Source organism: Enterobacter sp. Res13-Sevr-PEC09-46, assembly GCF_015672585.1.
Classification (GTDB): domain Bacteria; phylum Pseudomonadota; class Gammaproteobacteria; order Enterobacterales; family Enterobacteriaceae; genus Enterobacter; species Enterobacter hormaechei_C.
On the sequence record NZ_JADABR010000009.1, the window covers coordinates 24,981 to 49,852 of the forward strand.

Sequence of the window (24,872 nt, forward strand, 5' to 3'; positions counted from 1 at the left end):
CATGACTCGTTTTCGGCAGATGCTGTATATCATCGTGGCGGGCCTCGTCACGGCAGGCGTGCTGACGGGCTATTACCTGTGGCACCGAACTTACGTTCAGCCTTTTTCATGCCAGGCCAATCTGGTACAGCACCATCCGGATGAGACGCTGACGGTCTGGCTGAATTACACCTTCGACGGGAAATTCGGCACCCTGAGCATGAATGGCCGGGCAAAGAGCGATCCGGGTAAAACCATCGACAGGAAAATTTCCTTTCGGGTGGAGAGACAAGATCATCTCTATTTGCTGACGTCAGAAAAAAATATGACGTTCCCGGACGATAATGTCGACGACAGCTGGCTGGAAAAATATGAACCGCAATTTTTTGTCTATCCGGGCAAGAGTATTTATATGCGGATCAATGAACAACATAATGGTAACTATATCTTTACCTTAGGAACATTACCGACATATGTGTGTCGTGGTTCAAAAAAAGAATGATATAAACGAGAAAAACATTATATTTTCCTCCCGTCTCATTTATGCTTGATTTAAAATATCAGGATTATCTTAGAAATATAAAGTGCGACAGATCATGTTGCGATAATGTAATTAATTTTAAATTTGGCAAGTAAATGAAAAGTGTATTTGACTCCTCCGATGGGGGGAAATCAGTACCGGAAAAGTGTCTGCATATTGGGTTGATATTATGGCCCCGTTATTCACTTCTGGCCGTCTCCGGGTTGCTGGAGGCGCTGCGTTATGCAGCGAAAGCGCAGGATAAATTAGCATTTAAAATCAGCCTGATAAGTGAATTTCCTGATATCCCGATTATCAGCAATGCGGGGATTATCATGAGACCGGATTCCCCCCATGCGCCGCCGGACAGTTTTAACTACCTTGCTGTTATCGGCGGTGAATTGCAGTATCTGGACTTAGGGTATCAGGGGGATAAAGCGTATCTGGCACATGCCCACCATGCCGGGGTTCCGCTCATTGGCATTGGCACCGGCAGTTTTGTCCTCGCACAGGAAGGATTGCTGAATGAACGACGAGCGTCCATCCATCCTTTCCACCTTGATGCATTTCGGCAGGCTTTCCCGCTGGTGTATGCTGAGCAAGGGTATGATTTCATCGACGATGGCGATGTGCTGACCTGCCCGGGCGGTATTTCCACCCTGACGCTGGCAACTGAGCTTATCCGCGCCCATGCCGGGGATGATATCGCCAGCAACACCTGTCAGCGTTTGTCGCTCGTTCCGCATGAAATTGCCACCCCGCGTCCGGCGAATTTTGCGCTTATCCCTGACTCGCGGTTGCGCCGCGCCGTCATGCTGATAGAACAGTTCCTGACCCGGCCGCTCACTACCGCCGGGCTTGCGCGAGAAGTGGCATTGAGTGAACGCCAGCTCAACCGACTGTTCCACGCAGAATTCGGCAAAACGGCCCGCGAATTTATCCGCAGCGCCAGACTGCGCTATGCTTGCTGGCTGCTGAAGAACTCACAGCAAAGCGTGACGGATATTGCGCAGCGGATGGGGTTCAGCGACTGCGCGCACTTTATTCGTCATTTTCAGACGGAGTATGGTTGTACGCCTGGCGTGTGGCGCACGTCGCAGAGCTGAATATCATTACATTGCTGCCCTGAAACTTTACTCAACCGGAATATCACCATGAAAATAGAAGCCGCACACCCCTCACAATTTGAACGCCTCGTCGCAGTCTGGGAGTCGTCCGTTCGCGCCACGCACCGCTTTTTGCAGGAAAGCGATATCGCGGCGCTGCGTCCGTTATTGCTCAACGCATATTTGCCTAATCTCAGGGTTGTGATTGCCCGGGATGACGTGGGTATTATTCACGGCTTTTTGGGCGTGGATAAAAATCGCATTGAAATGCTGTTTGTGGATGATGCGAGCCGGGGGAAGGGTATCGGGAAAATGCTGCTGCAATATGCCATTGCAGAATTCGGCGTAAATGAAGTGGATGTGAACGAGCAGAATCCGCAGGGGGTGGCGTTTTATCGTCATATGGGGTTTGAGCAGGTCGGGCGCTCGGAGCTGGACGGGCAGGGGAATCCGTTTCCGCTGTTGCATATGCGGTTGAGTGGACAGGCTTAACGCCCTCTCCCTCTGGAGAGGGCGTCTGCAAGCTAGTTACTGGTAATTTGCCCGATGATTACACCACGCACTTTTTCGCCATCGAAGTAATACGAGACCGTATTACTCTGGATGAATCCATTCTGTACTGGCGTCTCCTGATAAAAAAGTATCGCTTTCTTTTTGGCGATCCCTTTCTTGCCGAACATTTCAATTAGATTCCTGTGAGTAGCATTCAACAATGGAACATTCGCGACTGAGACGCTGACAGGTTCCGTTGTTTTAGCACACTCTTTATGGATGCCATCTTTGGCAATAACTAGCGCAGTTAACAATCCTGCACCCATTTCGTTATCAGAAATGAACCAGTAATTCGTGCCATCGTCGTCATGAAGGCAGACCCAGCGTGCTGAGCTGTCTTTGTTAACTGGTGTGCTGGTGATATCTGACAGGTGAGTAACCTCCATTCGTACGGCTTGCTTGCCTATAGCGATGGTCGGTGAAAGGGGCACTGTTGTAGAAATTTCCGTCAATGATCCGTCTTCATCGTAATACTCGGTCGCGAAGCCGGTCATTTCCGTTGCTGAGACGTGCGAACTGACTGCAACGAGTAATGGCAATAAACAAAATAAACGCTTCATTTGACTATCAATACCGTATCGTTGCTTTTCCAGATACTCCTTCTGGCACTCAGAGGAGCAATGATGCAGCCCTCTGAAGAGTCGTCAGGGTGCAAACTGCTTTTACCATGTATTTTAAATGAGTCTCTACCACACATCTCATTTGTCGAGTAGGGCGTGAGGCTGAGAGTATATTTCCCGGTGTGGGCTGAATTATGAGGGGACCCAATAGTGTAGGTACCTCGTGGCAGCGGTCCGCTGTTTTTTACACATTCTTGTGACGGATCGTTTTTGTAACCACTAGCACCTGCGTAATCTGCATCAAATTGGTAGACACCATCCAGATAAAATTTGTGCTCTTTTACATCATATTCCCAGGACATACTTTCTCCTTAAGCGCGTTCCTTCCAGGTATCAGAATGAATGATGTTTCCATCTATGTAATGCCATGTTATTTTTTCATATGTTAGATCTACATATTCACAATGTGTATAGCGTTCGTTTCGCGGTAGTTTAATGTCAAACATGAGTGGTTCAATTTGAACTACTCTTGCATTTTCTAAAGTTGTCTTAAAGTAAGCCTCTTCAAGTCCGTTATAGTTGATTCTGTAAAATATGAACTCTGCTTTTTTAAGTGTTTGCCCAGTGCATAAGGCTTTGTATAGATAAGAGGATGATGAATCAATCTCTTTCATGAATGCATAGGTACTACAAATGCGTTTTGCAGTGATTTTACCGGAGAATTTATCTATAGGTTGTTCTATAGAATGCATAAATTCAATCACTTCTATTGAACCTTCGCGATCTTTTATATCGACAGATCCATTAATCCTCCGGCCTGAATCATCCTCGAGCCATAAGTAAACAGGTATAGCCATCTCAATCTCCTTTTATAGACTGAGGGAAACTACTCTTCATAATGGATTTAAATTGTGACTTTCATTTCAAAACAGGAATGTTAAAGAATTTCGGTTGGTTTAATAGAAAGTTGTAGTTGCGAGATATGGATGGTATCAATTGACGTTTAAAAATTTATAATGTTGATTTATGACTATTCTTCCATCGCAAGAATAATAGTCACTAAAAAAGCATCAAATATTGAAATGATGAATATCATTGAATAATGAACCTATGCCGGGATTAGCGCTTAGCCTGCTTATCCCATTTTAATAAGCTGGCGATATCTTTCTTACCTTCGGCTTCTTTCAGCAGGCGCTGCTTTTTTTCAAACTCGAGGTATTCTGAGCACGCCTTTTCATCAGCCGTTTTCTTGCTGATTTTGCCTGCTCCTTCTAAAACGTCCCGGTCATTAAATTGCAGAAACTGATCGAGCTTGGTTTGCCAGTCTCGTAAAAATACCTGCTTGCGGCGTTTGGCCTGATCTTCGGCAAAATCGAGCCACATATTAACGACGCGATTAAGCTCGCTCACCTCATCCTGAGACAGATAATTTTTTGCGGTGGTGACATCGCTTTTACGGACTTCTTCGCCTTTATAGCTGGTCAGCCCCATATGCGGTTGAGTGGCGTCCGCACGTTGGTGAATCAACTCAGCAGCGGTGTGCCCAGTGCAGGCAAAATGCAGTTTATTCTGGATGGTCTGAAAGAATTGCGTGGTTTCTTTGAGCGACGGCTGATAGTCAGCAGCTAATGCGAAAATCTCCCTCACGCGAAGGTAGACCCGGCGTTCGCTGGCACGTATATCGCGAATGCGTTCCAGCATTTCATCGAAATAGTCAGGGACGGCGGAAGATCCCACAGGCGGATTTTTCAGGCGCTCGTCGTCCATAACGAAGCCTTTAACCAGGTATTCCTGGAGCGTTTGGGTGGCCCACTGGCGGAACTGCGTACCTCGCGTGGATCGGACGCGATAGCCGATGGCGAGAATGACGGGCAGGCTATAGTGAAGTGTGTTGCGATTGACCTTGCGCTGACCTTCTTGCTGAACTTGTAAGTAAGCCTTACAAGTTGCTTTTTGTTCAAGCTCACCTTCTTCGTAAATAGCTTTAATATGCTGAGTAATAGCTTGAGGGGTGACCTGGTAAAGAGACGCAATGGCTGCTTGCGACAGCCAGAGTGTTTCATGTTCAAAGCGACATGTGATGCGAACCGTTCCATCATCACTGGCAAACATAACAAATTCGCCTGCCGGGGATTGGATTACGTCTTTATCTGCCATGTCGCCTCCACATCTAATGCACCAGGCAGGTAGTATGCCAGAAACAGCCGCTAAGCCAGGTGGTTTGTATTTGATTTTGCGAGGCGCTTTCCAGCATGTGGAATTTGGATCGCTGCAAGCGCGTCCTCTATCTCAATAAGCTTTGCTTTCGTCCGTTTATAATCATCCTGCAAACGCTGCTCCTGCTCGTTATACGCCACCAGAACGATGCATCCTTTCATGACCTTTACCGTGACCTGCTGTCCGGTATCAAACCCCGCCACGCGCAGCCACTTGCCGGAAAGGATGATTTTTGGGGTAGATTTGTCGTAAACATTCGGGCGGTAACCCACAATTAACGAACGCTCGGTTCCGGATTGGTCGGTGTCTGGGGTAGAATGCGAATCAGCCATAATCAACTCCTTGATAGTTGGTGAGGTTAGACGCTCCGGTTGTGTTCCCGCACTTCGGAGCGTTGCTAATACAGGAGGATTAGGTGGCCTCCTATGTGTGTCAGAGTAGGTGGATAGGTGGCCTCATGTCAATCATATCGCGCGAAAAAAAACCAAAAGGCGGCGGACAATCTCCGCAGTTTAAGATGCGTATTGATCCGGCATTGAAGGAACAGTTGGATGCGGTAGCGGCTGAGGAAGGGGTGAGTCTTGCTAGTTGGTTGAAAGAACTAGCGAGGGAAGCGCTAAGGAAGAAAGGAAAAGAACCAAGAGGGTGATTAATTTCCCAATGTGATTTAATTACTGATTGAAGGTTAGGTATGTAAGTTAGGATTGGTTATTTTTGGAAAGATAATCATAAAAAGAATTAATTAACTTTATGTCATCCTCTCTTTTTAAGCCAACGTGAAAGAAACCTATACATGCTGATATAAGAGCTTTGCTGGTAAGTTCACTATATCGGCCGGCATATAACGGTTTTGTTTGACGATAAAGTGACCACGAACCATGTACGATTTCTGAGCGATAGTTATACATTTCTTTTGCTATGCTACTCCAGTCGCTGTTGTCTTTATGGTACATATTCAGCAGAAGTGTAACTCTATTTATAAATGTGGAAGTGATGTTATCTTTTTGTGTGTTTACAAGGCGTTCAAGTGCTGTAGTTAGTTTTACGATTTTTGATGAGTCATCATTATCTTGCATTGCACTTCTAAAAATAAATATTGCATCTATAAGCCTATCCACTAAAATGGGATTCGATTTTGGGGTTGTTGCATGAATTATAGTCTGTTTTATTATGCTACCAAGTTCTGATGCATTCTCTTGTTTGAATTTTTGCCAAAACACTGCGCTATGAACAATTGTTCCTTTGCTCGAAAAACAATAATTGTATCCATCATCATTATTTGTAATGTAAAAGGACTCGTAGTTAGGATACGGGTTTAATGATAAAGCAACCACGTCTGAATCTATGTGAAAATGTTCACTAAATAATTGTATTATTCCAACGATAAAGTTGGCGATTTGCTTAGATAAATACTTCCTTCTCTCTTTAGAGCAGTTTTTTATGGTTATTTTAAGGAAGTGTTTATAAGGATGTAATTGTGAATTACAAAACTCTTCGGCTAGTTCAATTACGTCGGTTGTAAAATTGGGTTGGATATCCGAGAAGATGTTTTCTTTGGGAATGATCGAAGCGATACCTAAATTTATCTCATCTTTTTCTAGACCGTTGGCTAGTATCGGGAAATAAAAATCTTCGTCGAGTAGACTGTCTTTTATTCTATTGACCACTTCATTAAGTATTTTAAGACAACCATCATGATCTATATTTCCATCACCAAGAAAGAAATGATTATAAAATATCTTTTTAAATTCAATATAAAACTCATTGGTTGTTGAGTTCATCTCTAAGTTTACTTCTTTAATGAGTTCATTTAGCATATGAAGTATGGCAGATTTAGATTTGTTAGAAAGTTTTATTTCTCTTCTTGGGTCATGTTTATATTCTTCTGTGAAATCATTCGGTGAGCTTATAGACATGCCTAATCCAGCCAACCCTTCCCCATACTCTTTTTGATGAAATTCATTGTAATTTTTATTTTTCAATGCTTTTAAAATCTCATCGTCAATTCTCATGGATTCAGAGATAATAAAACGAATTGTGTTAATTCTGGCTTTAGTAATTCTCATTTTATTAATTCTTAATTTCAATGATAGTGGGTGTTATAATAATATATTTAGGAAGGATAGTTAAATTTCTAATGAATTTTATGGGGGGAATTTAAAATTTTGGCGGAAGATCACAGGAGTCGAACCTGCCCGGGAACGCTGGCGTCCCCAACTGGATTTGAAGTCCAGCCACCTCACCGGAGATGACGATCTTCCGCGCCTGCATTGCTACATGGAGGCGGGGCGCATTATAGCTACTTTCAGGCATTTACCACATACCCCACACCACTTTTTTCACCTCTCTTTTGACCTTAACCCCCCTGTTTCAGCTAATTCTTAAGAAAATCCTCAGGTTAGCATTTCGTGCTCATCAACTTTTATCCCGATCACAAAAAACAAGAAACGTAATCTCTTAACCAGAAAACGCAATACCCGCCCCTGAAACAATGGTTTAAAAAACGGTAACCGGTCTCAGCGCCCCCTACAGCGTGAAGGATAAAAATATGAGCGAAGTACTGTCAGTAAAAGAGAAGATTGGCTACGGCATGGGAGACGCCGCCAGCCATATCATTTTTGATAACGTCATGCTTTATATGATGTTTTTCTACACCGATATTTTTGGTATTCCCGCCGGGTTTGTCGGCACCATGTTCCTGCTGGCCCGCGCGCTGGATGCGATCTCCGACCCGTGCATGGGGCTGATTGCCGACCGCACCCGCAGCCGCTGGGGCAAGTTCCGCCCGTGGATTTTGTTCGGCGCGATCCCGTTCGGCATCGTCTGCGTGCTGGCGTATACCACGCCGGACCTCAGCCTCAACGGTAAAATGGTTTACGCCGCCATCACCTACACCCTGCTGACCCTGCTCTATACCGTGGTCAACATCCCGTACTGCGCGCTGGGCGGCGTGATCACCAACGACCCGACGCAGCGTATCTCCCTCCAGTCCTGGCGCTTCGTGCTGGCGACGGCGGGCGGCATGCTCTCCACGGTGCTGATGATGCCGCTGGTGAACCTGATTGGCGGTGATGACAAAGCGTTCGGCTTCCAGGGCGGGATCGCCGTGCTGTCGGTGGTCGCGTTCCTGATGCTGGCGTTCTGCTTCTTCACCACCAAAGAGCGCATCCAGGTGCCGCCGAGCACCACCTCCATGCGGGAAGACCTGCGCGACATCTGGCACAACGACCAGTGGCGCATCGTCGGCGTGCTCACCATCCTCAACATTCTCGCCGTATGCGTGCGCGGCGGCGCGATGATGTACTACTGCACCTGGATCATGGGCTCGCAGGAGGTGTTCGTCGCGTTCCTCACCACCTACTGCGTCGGCAACCTGATTGGCTCCGCGCTGGCGAAACCGCTCACCGACTGGAAGTGCAAGGTCAGCATCTTCTGGTGGACCAACGCCGCGCTGGCGGTGGTCAGCGTGGCGATGTTCTTCGTGCCGATGCATGCCACCGTCCTGATGTTCGGCTTCATCTTCGTTATCGGCGTGCTGCACCAGCTGGTGACGCCGATTCAGTGGGTTATGATGTCCGATACCGTCGACTACGGCGAATGGACCAACGGCAAACGACTGACCGGCATCAGCTTTGCGGGCACGCTGTTCGTGCTGAAGCTCGGCCTGGCGCTGGGCGGGGCGATGATCGGCTGGATGCTGGCAGGCGGCGGCTACGACGCGGCAGCCAAAACCCAGAACAGCGTGACCATCAGCATCATTATCGGCCTGTTTACCCTGGCCCCGGCGGTCTGCTACGTGCTGAGCGCCATTATCGCCAGGCGCTACTACACGCTGAAAACCCCTTTCCTGACCAAAATTCTGCGCGAGCTGGCGCAGGGCGCGCGCCGCAATCAGCAGGAGTTTGAAAACCTGCCGGTCAGCAAAGAATTGCAGAACTAAGAGGACGTAAGCATGAAAATCAGTGATGGAAACTGGCTTATTCAACCGGGCCTGAATGTGACCTATCCGGTGCAGGTGTTCGACGTGGAGCAGCAGGACAATGACCTGGTGGTGTATGTGGCGCCGCGTGACGTGCGCGAACGCACCTGGCAGCTCGACACGTTGATGTTCACGGTGCGCCTGTTTGCCCCGCAGGAAGGGATTGTCGGGGTGCGCATTGAGCACTTCCAGGGTGCGCTGAACAACGGCCCGCACTATCCGCTGAACGTTCTGAAGGATGTAAAAGTTGAGATTGAAAACAACGCCGAATTTGCCGAGCTGAAAAGCGGCAGCGTCAGCGTGCGCGTCGCCAAAGGCGAGTTCTGGGCGCTGGATTTCCTGCGTAACGGCCAGCGCATTACCGGCAGCCAGCTGAAAAACAACGGCTACGTGCAGGACAGCAATACCGACCGCAATTACGTGTTCGAACGTCTGGATCTGGGCGTGGGCGAAACGGTCTACGGCCTGGGCGAGCGCTTTACCGCGCTGGTGCGCAACGGCCAGACGGTCGAAACCTGGAACCGCGACGGCGGCACCAGCACCGAACAGTCCTACAAAAACATTCCGTTCTACCTGACCAACCGCGGCTACGGCGTGCTGGTGAATCATCCGGAAAATGTCTCGTTTGAAGTCGGCTCCGAGAAGGTCTCCAAAGTGCAGTTCAGCGTGGAAGGGGAGTATCTCGAGTACTTTGTGATCGACGGCCCGACGCCGAAAGAGGTGCTGAACCGCTATACGCAGTTCACCGGGCGTCCGGCGCTGCCGCCTGCCTGGTCGTTCGGCCTGTGGCTGACCACCTCCTTCACCACTAACTATGACGAAGCGACGGTGAACAGCTTTATCGACGGCATGGCCGAGCGCGACCTGCCGCTGCACGTGTTCCACTTCGACTGCTTCTGGATGAAGGCCTTCCAGTGGTGCGACTTCGAGTGGGACCCGGTGACCTTCCCCGATCCGGAAGGCATGATCCGCCGCCTGAAAGAGAAAGGGCTGAAGGTCTGCGTGTGGATCAACCCGTACATCGGCCAGAAATCGCCGATCTTCCGGGAGTTGAAAGAGAAGGGCTACCTGCTCAAGCGCCCGGACGGCTCCCTGTGGCAGTGGGACAAATGGCAGCCGGGGCTGGCAATCTACGACTTCACCAACCCGGACGCGTGCCGGTGGTATGCCGACAAGCTGAAAGGCCTGGTGGCGATCGGCGTCGACTGCTTCAAGACCGACTTCGGCGAGCGTATCCCGACGGACGTCCAGTGGTTTGACGGTTCCGATCCGCAGAAGATGCACAACCACTACGCCTACATTTATAACGAGCTGGTGTGGAACGTGCTGAAAGAGACGGTGGGAGAAGAAGAGGCGGTGCTGTTTGCCCGTTCTGCCTCCGTGGGTGCGCAACAGTTCCCGGTACACTGGGGCGGCGACTGCTACGCCAACTATGAGTCGATGGCCGAAAGCCTGCGCGGCGGGCTGTCGATTGGGCTGTCCGGCTTCGGGTTCTGGAGCCACGATATCGGCGGGTTCGAAAACACCGCTCCGGCGCACGTCTACAAACGCTGGTGCGCGTTCGGGCTGTTCTCCAGCCACAGCCGCCTGCACGGCAGCAAATCCTATCGCGTGCCGTGGGCGTACGATGACGAGTCCTGCGATGTGGTGCGCCACTTCACGCAGCTGAAATGCCAGCTGATGCCGTACCTGTATCGTCAGGCGGCGCTGGCCCGCGAGTTCGGCACGCCGATGCTGCGGGCGATGATGCTGGAGTTCCCGGACGATCCGGCGTGCGATTACCTCGACCGCCAGTACATGTTGGGGGATTCAATGATGGTGGCGCCGGTGTTCTCCGAGGCGGGCGACGTGCAGTTCTACCTGCCGGAAGGGCGCTGGACGCACCTGTGGCACAACGATGAAATCGAGGGTAGCCGCTGGCATAAGCAGCAGCACGATTTCCAGAGCCTGCCGGTCTATGTGCGCGACAACACGCTGCTGGCGCTGGGTAACAATAACCAGAAGCCGGACTATGCGTGGCACGAGGGGACGGCCTTCCAGCTCTTCAACCTGAGCGATGGCGCAACGGCGGTAAGTGAAGTGCCTGCGGCGGACGGCTCTGTGGTGTTTACGCTGAAGGCGTCACGTCAGGGCGACGTCGTGACCTTTACCGGCGCGGGAGATGCGCAAAACTGGTCGGTGTGCTTGCGCAACGTGCAGAAGGTCGGCGGCGTAAAAGGCGGTTCACATGCGGGCAGCGAATGGGGTGTGGTGGTGAAAGCCGAGGGGGATGAGGTGGTGGTTCACCTCTGAGCTGGAAAAATGCCCGGTGGCGCTTCGCTTACCGGGCCTACGGTAATTATGCGGTCTGATGCCCTCACCCACGGTAGAAGGAACCAAAACCTCGTAGGCCGGGTAAGGCGAAGCCGCCACCCGGCTTTTTACTGTGCCGGAGCCACCGTCGACACCACACCACCCGTCATGGTCTGTTGCACCTGCTGTTTATCCATATTCACCGCGCTCAGCTTCCCGTTCACCGTCGGCTTCAGCGGCGCATTGGCCTGCACGCTTCCGCTGGCGGTGAGCTGAATATTGCCGTCGCCCGCAATCGGCAGCGCTGGCCAGCCCCACTGCTGCATAACGTTGAGTGGTACACCGCGCCCGTTCAGGCTCACGGTGGTTTGTCGCTGTGGCAGCTGTGACACGGTGGCGGTTGCTTCCAGGATCCCTTTCTCGGTAAAGGCGCTCAGATCGGTAATATTTACCGTTGCGGCGTTGGCATTCAGCGCCAGCGACGGGCGACGCACGTCGACGCGGTTAAAGGTTGCTGCCGCCCCGTTGAGGATTGCGTTACCGCCCCACACGCCCCACTTGTGATCCTGCGCCAGCCGCAGATTAGCGCCATAACCGTCGAGGGAGGTGATCTGCCACGGGAACGCCGGATCGATGTCGATCACCAGGTTGCGGCTCAGGCCAAATTTTTTCAGCGTCACGCTGTTCAGCCATGCCGGAAGCGGGTCCATCCACAGCGTTTTCCAGTTTTCCGGAAGCGTATATTCCAGCCCGGCAATGGCAACGTCGTCCAGCACCAGCGCCTGACCCTCGCGCAGCCAGTTGCCGGAGGTGCGCACCATGCCCCCTTCCCAGCGGGAGGTGAACTGACGCAGCGCAATGCCCTGCGGGGAGAATTCCGCATTCAGGATAGGGTCAAACAGATGCAGCGAGCCGTAGATAAATTCGCTGGCGTTCATGGATAACCGTCCCTTCTGGCTTTGCCAGTCACCTTTACTCAGGGTGAGGTTACGCAGGCTGAGATCGAGGTCGGTTACCGCCCAGTCTGGCCCCTGTAGACGGGCATCGGTCACTTCCAGCCGCCCAATCTGTAACGAAGGCAGGGTGGAGAGAGGGGCGAAGAAATCCAGCAGCGATTTGTCGCTTTGCAGGCGGATCTCATTCAGACGCAGGGTGTTGATAACCCAGCCACCGTCGGCATTACGCAGAGCCGAGCCCGTCAGCGAGCCGCGCGCCATATCGGCACCGATGGTATTCAGCACCACCTCTTTGCCGTTGAGTTGTCCCTGAATCAGCACGTTGTTGGCCGGTATGCCGTTGAGCGTGAGCGACCCGGCGCTCATCTGGATTTGCGCATTTTTCCCGAGTACGTTCCCCGCCTCGGGCTGCCACGGGCTGACGCCGCCGGTCACCTTTTGCGCACTGAGATCCCACTCCGTATTCGGGCTGTTAAAGGCCATGTTATTCAGTTGCAGACGGTCGGCCTGGAACGGCAGCGGCGCCGTCTGCGGCGATAAATTCAGCGTGCCATCGAACAGGGTGATGGCATCCATATGCAGCGGGTCGGTGATCTGGCGGCTGCTTAAGCCAATATCCACTTTTTTAGCGACCAGCGTGGCCGGTTTGCCATCTCGTCCGAAGGTAACGTTTTCCAGAAGGATGTGAGAAGGGGATGAAAAGCGGTGATCCATCAGGTCAAAGTTGAGCTCGTAATCGGTATTCACCGTGATCCAGCTGCTGACCTGCGATGCGCCCCAGCGGGTCTGGAGCAGAAAATAAAAGGCGAGCACTACAATGAGCAGGGCTACCAGAAGATAGATAAGCAGCTTTCCAATAAATTTCATGGTCTTCCTTCCCGCGAAACGCACATAAGGGTGTTATGCACGATTTATGCGCAATGCTCAAGGCGGGAATGGTGTAAAGAGATGTCACGGCAGGCATTGACAGCCTGCCGTGTGGGGATCAGTTCTTTTCAGGCGGGAAAATGAGATTCAGCACAATAGCGGTAATACCGCCCGCGGCGATGCCGGAAGAGAGCAGGTTTTTCACCCAGTCCGGGGCAAACTGCAAAATCATCGGCTGCTGGGAGACGCCAAGCCCTACGGCGAGAGACAGCGCAATAATCATGATTGCGCGGCGGTTCAGCGGCTCGCGGGAGACGATACGCACGCCAGAGGCCGCGATGGTACCGAACATGACCAGCGTCGCGCCGCCCAGCACCGGCTCAGGGATGTGCTGCACAAACCCGCTCACCGCCGGGAACAGGCCGAGGACCACCAGCATCAGCGCTACCACGAAGCCCACGTAGCGGCTGGCCACACCGGTCAGCTGGATCACGCCGTTGTTCTGGCCAAAGCAGGAGTTCGGGAAGGTGTTGAACACCGCCGAGACAAACGAGTTCAGTCCGTTCGCCAGCACGCCGCCTTTCAGACGTTTCATGTACAGTGGGCCGGAGACCGGCTGCTCGGACACGTCGGAGGTGGCGGTGATATCGCCAATGGTTTCCAGCGAAGTGATCATAAAGACCAGCATCAGCGGCAGGAGCAGACTCCAGTCAATGCCCAGGCCGTAGTAGAGCGGCGTTGGCACGGTAATCAACGCGCTGTTGGTTGGGGTGGTGTTTTCCGGCAGCATGCCCAGCGCCCACGCCAGCAGGTAACCGGCCGCCATGGCGATCACCAGCGATGCCACGCGCAGGTACGGGTTACGCTGGCGGTTAAGCAGAATAATGATCGCCAGCACGACGCCTGCCAGCAGCAGGTTTTTCGGCGCGCCGAAGGTATGGTCGCTCATTGCCGCGTAGCCGCCCCCGATGGAGGTCAGACCCACCTGGATCAGTGACAGGCCGATAATCATCACCACCACGCCGGAGACCAGCGGGGTGATCACCCGGCGCGCCAGGTGCAGAACGCGGGAAATGATCATCTCTGTGCAGCTTGCCAGCATCAGGGTGCCGAAAAGCGCCGCCATCATCGTCGGGACATCTGCGCCGCCGGTTTTCAGTGCCGTACCGCCCATGATCAGCGGCGCCACAAAGTTAAAGCTGGTGCCCTGAATCGACAGCAAACCCGAGCCCACCGGACCCCAGGCTTTAATTTGAATGATGGAGGCCACGCCGGAAGCGAACAGAGACATACTGATGATGTGTTGCGTATCCTGTGCCGGTAACCCCAGCGCCTGGCAAATCAGCAGAGCCGGCGTGATGACCGCAACGAACATCGCCAGCAGGTGCTGGCAGGCGGCAAACAGGGTTTGAGGCAGCGGGGGACGATCTTCAAGGCGGTAAATCAGTTCGCTGTTTTGCTTCTGCGCAATCGGTTGCGCATCAGCAGACTCCAGAGTGTTAACAGACATCGGCGGCAATCCCACGGTGGAAAAGCGGGCATTTTAGCTGACCACCTGGTAAAAGCAAACGATTGCCAGCAAAAAAAAGAGAGAAAATCTGCCGGTGTGAGCAGGTTTTCTACAACGAACAGGAAAAAAAAATTACACTTTTCGCGCCGGCGGCTCATGACGAGCATCACCCGGCCCAGGATAACGCCGCGTGTGTATGGAACACGCGCATAACAGGAGCCTTTTATGATTCATCTCGATACGTTGTCGACCCTTGTTGCCGCAACGCTGGTTCTTCTGCTTGGTCGCAAGCTGGTACACAGTGTTTCCTTTCTGAAAAAGTACACCATTCCTGAACCTGTCGCCGGTGGATTGCTGGTGGCGCTGGCCCTGCTGGTGCTGAAAAAAAGCATGGGCTGGGAAATCGATTTTGATATGTCCCTGAAAGATCCGTTGATGCTGGCCTTCTTTGCCACTATCGGCCTGAACGCTAACCTCGCAAGCCTGCGTTCGGGCGGCAAGGTACTGGGCGTGTTTCTGATTGTTGTGGTGGGCCTGCTGCTGATGCAAAACGCCATCGGCATCGGTATGGCGTCATTGCTGGGGCTGGATCCGCTGATGGGTCTGCTGGCGGGGTCGATTACCCTGTCAGGTGGCCACGGAACGGGCGCGGCGTGGAGCAAGCTGTTCATCGAACGCTATGGCTTTGAAAACGCAACGGAAGTGGCAATGGCCTGCGCGACCTTTGGCCTGGTGCTTGGCGGGCTGATTGGCGGCCCGGTAGCGCGCTATCTGGTGAAACACTCCACCACGCCGGAAGGCAGGCCAGACGATGAAATGGTGCCGACAGCATTTGAAAAACCGGACGTTGGCCGCAGCATCACCTCGCTGGTGATGATTGAAACCATCGCCATGATTGCCATCTGCCTAACCGTGGGCAAAATCGTTGCGCAATGGCTGGCGGGAACGGCTTTCGAACTGCCAACCTTTGTCTGCGTGCTGTTTATCGGGGTGATCCTGAGCAACGGTCTGGCGCAGATGGGCTTCTACCGCGTCTTTGAGCGCGCAGTGTCCGTGCTGGGGAACGTCAGCCTGTCGCTGTTCCTGGCGATGGCGCTGATGAGCCTCAAGCTGTGGGAACTGGCCTCGCTGGCGCTGCCGATGGTGGCGATCCTGGCGGTGCAGGCCGTGTTCATGGCGCTGTATGCCATCTTTGTTACCTGGCGCATGATGGGCAAAAACTATGATGCGGCGGTACTGGCTGCGGGTCACTGTGGATTTGGTCTGGGAGCGACGCCAACGGCCATCGCGAATATGCAGGCGATCACCGAACGGTTCGGCCCGTCGCACATGGCGTTTCTGGTGGTGCCGATGGTGGGCGCATTCTTCATTGATATCGTCAACGCGCTGGTCATTAAGCTCTACCTGATGCTGCCGATGTTTGGCTGATCGTCAGGCGTTGGAATACCGCTCGGTTTCCGGCATCCAGCGTTCAATTAACGCTGCCGCCTGTTCGGGGTAGCGTTCATGAATATGACGCGCAAGGCGTTGTACTTCGGGGATCATGGCCTGATCGCGCAACAAATCCGCCACTTTAAATTCGGCGTTACCCGTCTGACGTGTGCCCAGCAGTTCACCCGGGCCGCGGATCTCCAGATCTTTTTGCGCAATCACGAAGCCGTCATTGCTGTCGCGTAATACCTGCAAACGCATCTGCGCGGTTTTCGACAGCGGGGCTTTGTAGAGCAGCACGCAGTGAGAGGCGATCGCGCCACGGCCCACGCGCCCGCGAAGCTGGTGGAGCTGCGCCAGGCCGAGACGCTCCGGATTCTCAATAATCATCAGGCTGGAGTTCGGCACGTCCACGCCCACTTCGATGACCGTGGTCGCAACGAGTAAATGCAGTTCGCCCTGTTTAAACGACTGCATCACCGCCTGCTTCTCGGCAGGCTTCATGCGCCCGTGAACCAGACCGACGTTCAGCTCCGGCAAGGCGAGCTTTAACTCTTCCCACGTGGCTTCGGCAGCCTGCGCTTCCAGCAGCTCAGACTCTTCAATCAGGGTACAGACCCAGTAAGCCTGACGTCCTTCGTGGGTGCAGGCGTTGCGCACGCGGTCAATGATGTCGCTGCGGCGCGTGTCCGGAATGGCGACCGTCGTCACCAGCGTACGGCCCGGCGGCAGCTCGTCGATGGTGGAGGTATCCAGATCGGCATAGGCCGTCATCGCCAGGGTGCGCGGAATCGGCGTGGCGGTCATGATCAGCTGATGCGGGTGGAAGCCCTGTTGCAGACCTTTCTCCCACAGCGCCAGACGCTGATGAACACCAAAGCGGTGCTGTTCGTCGATAATGACCAGCGCCAGGCCGTTAAACTGCACCTGTTCCTGGAAAATGGCGTGCGTGCCGACAATCATCTGCACCTGCCCGCTGGCAATGGCTTCCTGCTGCGCAAGGCGCGCTTTGCCCTTCTGCTTCCCGGCCAGCCAGCCCACTTCAATTCCCAGCGGGGCAAACCAGTTCCGGAAATTGTTGGCGTGCTGCTCGGCCAGCAGTTCCGTCGGCGCCATCAGCGCCACCTGCTTACCGTGGGCGATGGCGCGCAAAGCGGCCAGCGCGGCGACCAGCGTTTTCCCGGAACCCACGTCGCCCTGCACCAGGCGCATCATTGGCACATCCAGCGCCATATCGCGTTCGATCTCGGCAGTCACCCGCGCCTGGGCGCCGGTGGGTTTAAACGGCAGTGAGGCCAGCAGCTTATCTTTGAGCTCATCACGCTGGCTTAATGGCTGCGCGTGGAAACGCTGCGCACCTGCGCGCAGGGCCAGCATGCTCAGGTTGTGAGCCAGTAATTCCTCAAGGATAAGACGCCGTTGGGCGGGGTGTTTACCGCTTTCTAAATCAACAAGCTGAAGCGTTGGCGGTGGACGGTGCAGGGTGCGCAACGCCTCCGGCAGGCTCATCATGCCCTGTGCCAGCTCCGGCGGCAGCAGCTCGTTAATGGCGCAGGTATCGAGCAGCTCCAGCGCCTGGTCGGTGAGCTTGCGCAGCGTAGCCTGCTTAATGCCTTCAGTGGTTGGATAGACCGGCGTGAGCGTCTCCTGTAGCTCAGGTGAGCTGAGATCGCCCTGCACGCGGTATTCCGGGTGGATCATCTCCGCGCCGTATTTGCCCCGTTTGGCTTCACCGTACGCAAGTACGCGTCGTCCAGTGGCAAGGCTGTTTTTCATTGCCGCATTGAAGTTGAAAAAGCGCATGGTGAGAATGCCGGTGCCGTCGCTGATCTGGCAGGTCATCATTCTGCGTCCGCCAAAGGTGATGTTGCAGTTCAGCACTTCCCCTTCAACGGTGGCGTAAATAGCGGGCAGCAGATCGCCAATTTTATAAAGCTGGGTACGGTCTTCGTAACGCAGGGGGAGGTGGAGCAGGAGATCCTGCACGGTGTGCAGGCCAATCTTCGCCAGTTTACTGCTTTGAGCCGCGCCCACGCCCGTCAGGCTGTTGAGCGGTATGGCGTCCAGCAGGCGGCCTTTCATGATTTACCCCGCGTACTGCATGGTGGACCACCACTCGGCATCGGCTTCAATTTCGCCCTGCGCGTTGACGTGGGGGTAAGGCAATTTCTTCTGCTTCGCAACGCGAGCCAGCACCGGATAGCCACCTTCAAACAGCAGGCGCTGCTGCTCCTCTTCAGGCAGCATGCTGTTGCTGCGCTCGTACATTCCGGCATTCTGACGCTGGCGCTGCGCTTCATACAGGATCAGCGCTGAGGCGACCGACACGTTGAGTGACTGGACCATGCCGATCATTGGAATGATGATGTCCCGATCGGCCAAATCCAGTGCTTCCTGCGTGATCCCCGTTTTCTCCTGGCCCATTAAAATACAGGTCGGACGGGTGTAGTCGATCTCACGGAAATCCACGGCTTTAGCAGAGAGGTTGGTTGCCAGAACCTGCATGCCACGCCCTTTCAGGTGCGAGACCGCTTCACCAATAGTCTGGTGAGTTTTCACGGATACCCAGCTGTTGCTGCCTGCGGCGGTGGAGGCCATGGTACGCATACGTGCGCCAGGCCAGACGGCGTGGACTTCATGCACGCCGACGGCATCTGCGGTGCGGACGATAGCAGAGACGTTATGAGGTTTATGGACCTGCTCCATGCAGACCGTCAGATCAGGCTGACGCCTGGCGAGCATTTCGCAGATTCGCTCGTAACGTTTTGAATTCATAATGCTAGTTTCGGTTACGGGTGACTTTAATGACGTCCGGCATCACGCGGATCTTGCGCATAATATTGGCCAGATGCACACGGTCACGGGCGGTCAGGCGAATAAAGGCGCTATAAACGCGGCCATCTTTTTCTTCCGTATTCAGGCTTTGAATGTTGGATGAGGCGGTGTTGATCGCTGCCGTCAGGTTCGCCAGGGCACCCTGGTGGTTGAACATATCCACCTTGATTTCAGTGATAAATTCCTGCGCCGTCTCTTTATCCCACTCGACCGCCATGAACTTCTCAGGCTCTTTCTGATAGCCACGGATGTTACGGCAGGATTCATGGTGGATCACCAGCCCTTTACCCGGGCTGACGTGCGCAATAATCGGGTCGCCCGGGATAGGACGGCAGCATTTGGCGAAGGTGATGAGCACCCCGTCAGCGCCTTTGATCGGCAGGTGACCATGATTTTGCGTGGTGGCAGGAACGGCTGTCGTTTCGCCTTGTTGCAGGTTCTTCGCCACGACCACGCTCATGGCGTTGCCGAGACCAATCTCTGCCAGCAGGTCATCCAGCGAGGCGAGCTTCATACGCTCCAGCTCATGCTGAATGTTTTCTGGCGGGATCTCTGCCAGTTTGCGGCTGCCACCCAGCGCGTGATTGAGCAGACGACGCCCCAGGCTAACGGAGTCGTCGCGCTTGAGGTTTTTCAGCAGCTGGCGGATTTTTGCGCGCGCTTTTGAGCTCACGACAAAGTTCAGCCAGGCGGCGTTAGGACGTGCCCCCGGCGCGGTAATGATCTCCACCGTCTGTCCGCTGAAGAGCGGCTGCGACAGCGGATAAGGCTGCCTGTCGACGCGGGCACCTACGCAGGCATGGCCGATATCGGTATGCACGGCGTAAGCGAAGTCGACCGGTGTCGCGCCCGCAGGCAGTTCGACAATGCGCCCTTCCGGCGTGAAAACGTAAATCTCATCCGGGAAGAGATCGGATTTAACGCTCTCGATAAATTCAAACGAGCTACCTGCGCTCTGTTGCAGCTCCAGCAGGCTCTGCATCCAGCGCTGGGCGCGGATTTGCGCGGTGGTGCTGCTTTCGCCGCCGTGCTCTTTGTAAGCCCAGTGCGCCGCGACACCCATCTCAGCCATTTGATCCATATCTTCGGTACGAATCTGCACCTCAACAGGGACACCGTGCGGGCCAATCATGGAGGTGTGCAAAGACTGGTATCCGTTCGCTTTTGGAATGGCGATGTAATCTTTGACGCGCCCCGGACGCGGCTTGTACAGGCTGTGCATCTGCCCCAGCACGCGATAACAGGTGTCTGAATCGTGGACGATGACGCGGAACGCGTAGATATCCATAATCGAGTGAAAACGCTGCTCTTTGAGCACCATTTTGCAGTAGATAGAGTACAAATGCTTTTCGCGACCGCTCACGCGGCACGGAATGCCCGCTTCCTGCAAACGCCCTTCGATTTCAGAGAGGATCTTTTGAATCATCTCTTTACGGTTACCGCGAGCGGCTTTCACCACCTCTTTAATCACGCGATAGCGGTTCGGGTACAACGCCTCAAAACCCAGCTCTTCCAGCTCGGTTTTAATGTGATGAATACCTAAACGGTGCGCCAGCGGACTGTAAATTTCGAGGGTTTCACGGGCGATGCGGCGACGTTTATCCGGGCGAAGTGAGCCCAGTGTGCGCATATTGTGGGTGCGGTCAGCCAGTTTGATGAGAATGACGCGGATATCCTGCACCATCGCCATGATCATCTTGCGGAAGTTTTCGGCCTGCGCCTCTTTCTTGTCGCGGAATTTCAGCTTATCAAGCTTAGAGACCCCTTCCACCAGCTCGGCAACGCTTTTGCCAAACAGCTGTTCCATGTCCTGGTAGGTGGCAGGGGTATCTTCGATCACGTCGTGCAGCAGGGCGGCCATCAGCGTTTCGTAGTCGAGTTTCATCTCGGCCAGAATACAGGCCACCGCTACCGGGTGCGTGATATAGGGTTCACCGCTTGAACGTGTCTGGCCCTCGTGAGCGTCACGTGCAACGAGATACGCCTGCTGAAGACGCTTAATCTGGTCTTCAGGCAGGTAGGTTTGAATCAGTTGATTCAGGCTTTCAAACAGATACAAGGGCGACCCGCAGGTTTAATTAACGACGACCTTCAGCAATAGCGGTAACAGCTTGTAATTCAGCGGCTTCCTGCTCTTGCTGCTCCTGGCGCTCACGCACGTCGAGGATCTGGTTGTTGATCAGACCTTCTTCGATTTCGCGAAGTGCAATAACGGTGGTTTTATCGTTTTCTTCCGGTACCAGCGGATCTTTACCGCCTACCTGCATCTGACGAGCGCGACGCGCGGCGACCAGCACCAGGTCAAAACGGTTACCAATTTTCTCTACAGCGTCCTGAACAGTTACGCGTGCCATACTTAAAATGCTCCACAGGTGAAGAAATGACTGGGCATGATACTGAAAGTGGGTTCAGTCTGCCAACAGTTTGGTGATTAATGCGTCATGTCGCTGCTTCTGGCGGCTCATACGCAGACGTTCTGCGCGAAGGATAGTTTTGAGATCGCTCAGCGCGGCATCAAAATCATCATTCACAATAAGGTAATCATATTCCGCGTAATGGCTCATTTCTGCAACTGCCTGCGCCATACGCTTCGCGATAACTTCTTCGCTGTCCTGGCCGCGACCACGCAGGCGGCGATCCAGTTCATCTTTCGATGGCGGTAAAATAAAGATACTGCGCGAATCAGGCATTTTCTTACGAATTTGCTGTGCGCCCTGCCAGTCGATATCCAGGAACACGTTCACGCCGGTCGCCAGAACCTGCTCAATGGTTTCACGCGAAGTACCGTAGTAGTTACCGAAAACTTCTGCGTGTTCAAGAAACGCGTCTCTGCCAATCATCGCTCTGAATTCGTCGTGATTCACAAAGAAATAGTGTTCGCCGTGCACTTCACCCGGACGCGGTGCTCGCGTGGTGTGAGAAACAGAAACCTGCGTATCGTACAACGGTTGGGTTTTTAACAGTGCCTGAATAAGGCTGGATTTACCCGCGCCACTAGGGGCAGAAACAATATAAAGCGTGCCTTGAGCCATGAGAGTCTTTTGTATGTGTTAACGAAGAAGTCCTACATACGGGCTTATTATACACGTCGCCGCTGTGTGACGTAGCCTTTGTCACACTTTTTCCCCTGGATGATTAAATTTTGCGTGCCGTTTTCAGCTTTTACCTTCTTTTTGCTGCAATAAAAACAATGCGCTGAAGCGCGCTCGTAAAATGCAATTTTGCAGCTGGTCTGCGGCTCCCGGGCAGGGTATACCCTTCGCAAAACAGGGAGGGGTAATAATGGTGAAATGGATAAGCATACTGATGATCTTCTTAAGCAGCGGGGCGATGGCTATCTGCCCGGTCTGGTCACCGGCTAAAGCCGGGCAGGAGATCGCGGCCCTGAAGGCGCAGCTGACCCGCTGGAATGATGATTACTGGAAGCAGGGCCGCAGCGAGGTGAGCGACGACGTTTACGACAGGCTTAACGCCCGCTTAAAACAGTGGCAGCGCTGTTTTCACGATGAACCGCTGCACGACGATCTTCCAGCTGCCAGTGGGACGGTGAAACATCCCTTCGCCCATACCGGCGTGCATAAGGTAGAAAGCAAGCAGGCGCTTAGCCGCTGGATGGCGACGCAGCAGGATCTCTGGGTACAGCCAAAGGTGGATGGTGTTGCGGTCACCCTGGTCTACAAAAACGGCAAGCTGGTGCAGGCGATTAGCCGGGGCGACGGCTTACAGGGGGAAGAGTGGACGGCACAGGCGCGAATGATCCCCGCTATTCCGCAAACGCTGGCCGGGCCGCTTGCCAACAGCGTGTTGCAGGGTGAACTTTTTCTGCTGCGCGAGGGGCATATCCAGCAGCGGATGGGAGGGATGAACGCGCGTGCGAAGGTAGCGGGAGCGATGATGCGCGCGACCGATCGCGCAGCGCTGAAGCAGACAGGCATTTTTATCTGGGCCTGGCCGAACGGCCCAAAAGCGATGAAAGCACGCCTTTCCACGCTGGCGGAGGCAGGTTTTACCCTGACGGCCCGCTATACCGTGCCGGTTAAAAACGCGGCTGATGTGGAGGCGCAGCGGACGGTTTGGTTTAAGGCTTCGTTGCCCTTCGCCACGGATGGCATTGTGGTTCGCGCCTCGGCAGAGCCGCCGGGCGAGCGATGGCTGCCGGGGGAAGGGAGTTGGGTCGTCGCATGGAAATACCTTCCTGTGGCCCAGGTGACGGAAGTCAAAGCGATTCACTTTACCGTTGGCCGTACCGGGCGGATCACCGCGATTGCGCAGCTTGAGCCGCTGATGCTCGACGATAAACGCGTACAGCGCGTCAGCTTAGGGTCGGTTAACCGCTGGCAGAGGCTGGATATTGCCCCCGGCGATCAGGTGCTGGTAAGCCTGGCGGGACAAGGTATTCCCCGGCTGGATAACGTGGTGTGGCGCAATGTGGATCGCCGTAAACCGCAGCCGCCCTCATCGCGCTATAACGGCTTAACCTGTTTCTATGCCTCCCCGGAGTGCATGGAGCAATTTTTTGCCCGGCTGACGTGGCTAAGTTCCAGGCAGGCGTTAGATATCGAAGGAATGGGCGAATCAGGATGGCGGACCCTCTATCAGGCGCATCGGTTTGAGCACCTCTTCTCCTGGCTACAGCTCACGCAGGCGCAGCTCACCGCGACGGCGGGGATATCGGCATCGCATGGCGCTGCGCTGTGGCATCAGTTTAACCTGGCGCGGGAGCGGCCTTTTATCCGCTGGATCACCGCGATGGGAATACCGCTGGCCCGGTCGACGCTCAAGGCGGCAGGGGATCGCACCTGGCAGGCGCTGATTCAGCGAAGCGAAGCGGAGTGGCGGATGCTGCCGGGTGTCGGGCAGGAGAAGGCCCGCCAGATCGTAAACTGGCTGCATCAGCCTCAGATTGATGCCCTGGCAAAATGGCTGGCCGCAGAGCACATCGGTGGATTTTAATCTGCGTGCGCTCCTGAACAGACTGGCGAGGGGGCACACTTCCGCTGCCGTGAATAGCGTATTTATGAGACGCGGTTTATATACGCAATAATTATGAATATAAATGAATTATTCATGGTAAATATATTTTGAGGAAATATTATCCCTGAACCCAATTTCAGAATTTGCTCTGCTTGCGTTTTTATTTTCTTTGAGAGAACGGCTTAATTGATCTCAATCACTATTAATCGAGAGCAATAGCCGGGAATGAAGGAGTTGTAGGCAATGCAGCCTGAGTATTGTTCGTATTTTTGCTTTTAATTTCAGTTTTTTAACTATTTTATTAATAATATGTTGAGTGTTTTCTGGTTAACAATTAGTCATATTTATTCTGCCGGAAATCATTGCGTCAAATTATTATAAGAATTATCTTATCCAAAATTTTTAAGGTAGTTACCGCTGGGGTGCATTTCGCATCACTTCTGCGTTTTCCTTTCTTTTTGCACCCCGTGAGGGAGTTAACTATCTGAACTCCAATTGAAGCAATTAAGGGTACCGAAATATATCCTGGCGGTTTATATGCGCTGGTGTTCAGAGCCCAGGGCTTTTACATGGATGATTTTCCGTCCCTGTCGGGCCGGAATTCAGCCCCGGGCTTTATGCCCGTTAACCGGGACCTGGTTTCCAGGTGCTCATATTTTCCTTCATTTGAATGAGGACCAAAAATGAAAAGGACGCTTTGTACAGTGCTGACGGCACTCACGCTGGCGACTGCCCTGCCTGCTATAGGCGCTACCACCGAAGCAGGTAGCACCAGCGCAGCAACAACCGGTACAACAACCGGAGCAACGGTGGGAACTACCGCTGGCACTACGGGGGGACTGGCGGCAGGCGCGATTGGGACAACCGCTGTTGTCACCACCGCTGCGATTGCCGGCGTAGCGACGTTAGCCGTTGTCGCGGCAAGCGACAGTGGCGATGACTCAGGCAATGGTACTTCCACGACGACAGTTACCCGCTAAGGCTGGTGCGCAAGGCGATATAGCCTTGCGCTGAACAGCGCAACGACTTGACCCGGTGGCGATATCAAAGCCGGGTATTTAATTGATTTCAATGTTATTTAATCAAGGATTTCT

Annotated in this window: 22 protein-coding genes and 1 tRNA gene; 9 read left to right on the forward strand and 14 right to left on the reverse strand. The window is 53.6% G+C overall.

What is annotated here, in order from left to right:
• The first annotated feature begins 1 nt into the window (after position 1).
• The 3 genes from IMQ56_RS05335 to IMQ56_RS05345 all read left to right on the forward strand — a co-directional run bounded on the left by IMQ56_RS05335 (position 2) and on the right by IMQ56_RS05345 (position 2,097).
• Positions 2-481 (forward strand): hypothetical protein, encoded by a 480-nt coding sequence (locus tag IMQ56_RS05335; RefSeq protein ID WP_196063550.1) that lies wholly within the window; start codon positions 2-4, stop codon positions 479-481.
• Positions 482-834: 353 nt separating this feature from the next.
• Positions 835-1,605, forward strand: coding sequence for a helix-turn-helix domain-containing protein (locus IMQ56_RS05340; RefSeq protein ID WP_229692537.1), 771 nt, complete (start codon positions 835-837; stop codon positions 1,603-1,605).
• 48 nt (positions 1,606-1,653) lie between these two features.
• The gene (locus IMQ56_RS05345) at positions 1,654-2,097 is read left to right on the forward strand and encodes a GNAT family N-acetyltransferase (protein ID WP_017383639.1); all 444 of its coding nucleotides are present in this window, start codon (positions 1,654-1,656) and stop codon (positions 2,095-2,097) included.
• Positions 2,098-2,129: 32 nt separating this feature from the next.
• Here the strand turns inward: IMQ56_RS05345 and IMQ56_RS05350 are convergent, their stop codons facing one another.
• The 5 genes from IMQ56_RS05350 to IMQ56_RS05370 form a co-directional block, all read right to left on the reverse strand.
• The gene (locus tag IMQ56_RS05350) at positions 2,130-2,717 is read right to left on the reverse strand and encodes a hypothetical protein (RefSeq protein WP_225561440.1); all 588 of its coding nucleotides are present in this window, start codon (positions 2,715-2,717) and stop codon (positions 2,130-2,132) included.
• Complete coding sequence (locus tag IMQ56_RS05355) at positions 2,714-3,079, reverse strand: tlde1 domain-containing protein (protein WP_072052498.1); 366 nt, start codon at positions 3,077-3,079, stop codon at positions 2,714-2,716. The genes IMQ56_RS05350 and IMQ56_RS05355 overlap by 4 nt, the downstream gene beginning before the upstream one ends.
• Positions 3,080-3,088: 9 nt before the next feature.
• Positions 3,089-3,574 (reverse strand): type VI secretion system tube protein TssD, encoded by a 486-nt coding sequence (gene tssD / locus IMQ56_RS05360; protein ID WP_017383637.1) that lies wholly within the window; start codon positions 3,572-3,574, stop codon positions 3,089-3,091.
• Positions 3,575-3,836: 262 nt separating this feature from the next.
• On the reverse strand, positions 3,837-4,874 hold the full coding sequence (rhuM, locus tag IMQ56_RS05365) for a RhuM family protein (protein WP_058686471.1): 1,038 nt from the start codon (positions 4,872-4,874) through the stop codon (positions 3,837-3,839).
• A 50-nt stretch (positions 4,875-4,924) separates the two neighbouring features.
• A complete protein-coding gene (locus IMQ56_RS05370; protein ID WP_048219263.1) occupies positions 4,925-5,266 on the reverse strand; it encodes a SymE family type I addiction module toxin in 342 nt (113 codons plus the stop codon).
• Positions 5,267-5,391: 125 nt separating this feature from the next.
• Here IMQ56_RS05370 and IMQ56_RS05375 point away from each other — a divergent pair, with 125 nt between their 5' ends.
• Positions 5,392-5,583 carry a toxin-antitoxin system HicB family antitoxin gene (locus tag IMQ56_RS05375; protein ID WP_032610148.1) on the forward strand — a complete coding sequence of 64 codons (192 nt, stop codon included), beginning with the start codon at positions 5,392-5,394 and terminating at the stop codon, positions 5,581-5,583.
• Between the two features lie 49 nt (positions 5,584-5,632).
• Here the strand turns inward: IMQ56_RS05375 and IMQ56_RS05380 are convergent, their stop codons facing one another.
• Positions 5,633-7,000, reverse strand: coding sequence for a HEPN domain-containing protein (locus IMQ56_RS05380; protein WP_196063551.1), 1,368 nt, complete (start codon positions 6,998-7,000; stop codon positions 5,633-5,635).
• A 100-nt stretch (positions 7,001-7,100) separates the two neighbouring features.
• Positions 7,101-7,195 (reverse strand) — tRNA-Sec (locus tag IMQ56_RS05385).
• 287 nt (positions 7,196-7,482) lie between these two features.
• Between IMQ56_RS05385 and IMQ56_RS05390 the strand changes: the two genes are divergently transcribed.
• A complete protein-coding gene (locus IMQ56_RS05390; RefSeq protein WP_047364913.1) occupies positions 7,483-8,874 on the forward strand; it encodes a glycoside-pentoside-hexuronide family transporter in 1,392 nt (463 codons plus the stop codon).
• Positions 8,875-8,886: 12 nt separating this feature from the next.
• Complete coding sequence (gene yicI, locus IMQ56_RS05395) at positions 8,887-11,205, forward strand: alpha-xylosidase (protein ID WP_048219259.1); 2,319 nt, start codon at positions 8,887-8,889, stop codon at positions 11,203-11,205.
• Between the two features lie 128 nt (positions 11,206-11,333).
• Here yicI and IMQ56_RS05400 read toward each other — a convergent pair whose 3' ends face one another.
• Both IMQ56_RS05400 and xanP read right to left on the reverse strand, forming a co-directional pair.
• Positions 11,334-13,028, reverse strand: coding sequence for an AsmA family protein (locus tag IMQ56_RS05400; RefSeq protein WP_048219257.1), 1,695 nt, complete (start codon positions 13,026-13,028; stop codon positions 11,334-11,336).
• 118 nt (positions 13,029-13,146) lie between these two features.
• On the reverse strand, positions 13,147-14,538 hold the full coding sequence (gene xanP, locus IMQ56_RS05405; RefSeq protein ID WP_015570053.1) for a xanthine/proton symporter XanP: 1,392 nt from the start codon (positions 14,536-14,538) through the stop codon (positions 13,147-13,149).
• A gap of 225 nt (positions 14,539-14,763) precedes the next feature.
• Between xanP and gltS the strand changes: the two genes are divergently transcribed.
• Positions 14,764-15,966, forward strand: a complete 1,203-nt coding sequence (gltS, locus tag IMQ56_RS05410) for a sodium/glutamate symporter (protein ID WP_006812438.1) — start codon at positions 14,764-14,766, stop codon at positions 15,964-15,966.
• 3 nt (positions 15,967-15,969) lie between these two features.
• On the opposite strand, the gene recG is transcribed toward gltS, so the two are convergent.
• From recG to gmk, 5 genes are read right to left on the reverse strand one after another with little or no spacing between them, the layout of a single operon-like run.
• Positions 15,970-18,051 carry an ATP-dependent DNA helicase RecG gene (recG, locus tag IMQ56_RS05415; protein ID WP_196063552.1) on the reverse strand — a complete coding sequence of 694 codons (2,082 nt, stop codon included), beginning with the start codon at positions 18,049-18,051 and terminating at the stop codon, positions 15,970-15,972.
• Between the two features lie 3 nt (positions 18,052-18,054).
• Positions 18,055-18,744: a tRNA (guanosine(18)-2'-O)-methyltransferase TrmH gene (gene trmH, locus IMQ56_RS05420; RefSeq protein WP_003860922.1), complete on the reverse strand. Its 690-nt coding sequence runs from the start codon at positions 18,742-18,744 to the stop codon at positions 18,055-18,057.
• A gap of 4 nt (positions 18,745-18,748) precedes the next feature.
• Positions 18,749-20,863 (reverse strand): bifunctional GTP diphosphokinase/guanosine-3',5'-bis pyrophosphate 3'-pyrophosphohydrolase, encoded by a 2,115-nt coding sequence (gene spoT / locus IMQ56_RS05425; RefSeq protein WP_003860921.1) that lies wholly within the window; start codon positions 20,861-20,863, stop codon positions 18,749-18,751.
• Positions 20,864-20,882: 19 nt separating this feature from the next.
• Entirely contained in the window at positions 20,883-21,158 is a 276-nt protein-coding gene (rpoZ, locus tag IMQ56_RS05430) for a DNA-directed RNA polymerase subunit omega (protein WP_000135058.1), read from the reverse strand.
• A gap of 54 nt (positions 21,159-21,212) precedes the next feature.
• Positions 21,213-21,836 carry a guanylate kinase gene (gmk, locus tag IMQ56_RS05435; RefSeq protein ID WP_006177710.1) on the reverse strand — a complete coding sequence of 208 codons (624 nt, stop codon included), beginning with the start codon at positions 21,834-21,836 and terminating at the stop codon, positions 21,213-21,215.
• Positions 21,837-22,086: 250 nt separating this feature from the next.
• Between gmk and ligB the strand changes: the two genes are divergently transcribed.
• Together ligB and IMQ56_RS05445 are read left to right on the forward strand one after the other, a co-directional pair.
• Positions 22,087-23,757 carry an NAD-dependent DNA ligase LigB gene (ligB, locus tag IMQ56_RS05440; protein ID WP_045349563.1) on the forward strand — a complete coding sequence of 557 codons (1,671 nt, stop codon included), beginning with the start codon at positions 22,087-22,089 and terminating at the stop codon, positions 23,755-23,757.
• Between the two features lie 704 nt (positions 23,758-24,461).
• Positions 24,462-24,758, forward strand: a complete 297-nt coding sequence (locus IMQ56_RS05445; protein WP_017383628.1) for a hypothetical protein — start codon at positions 24,462-24,464, stop codon at positions 24,756-24,758.
• Positions 24,759-24,872 lie beyond the last annotated feature (114 nt).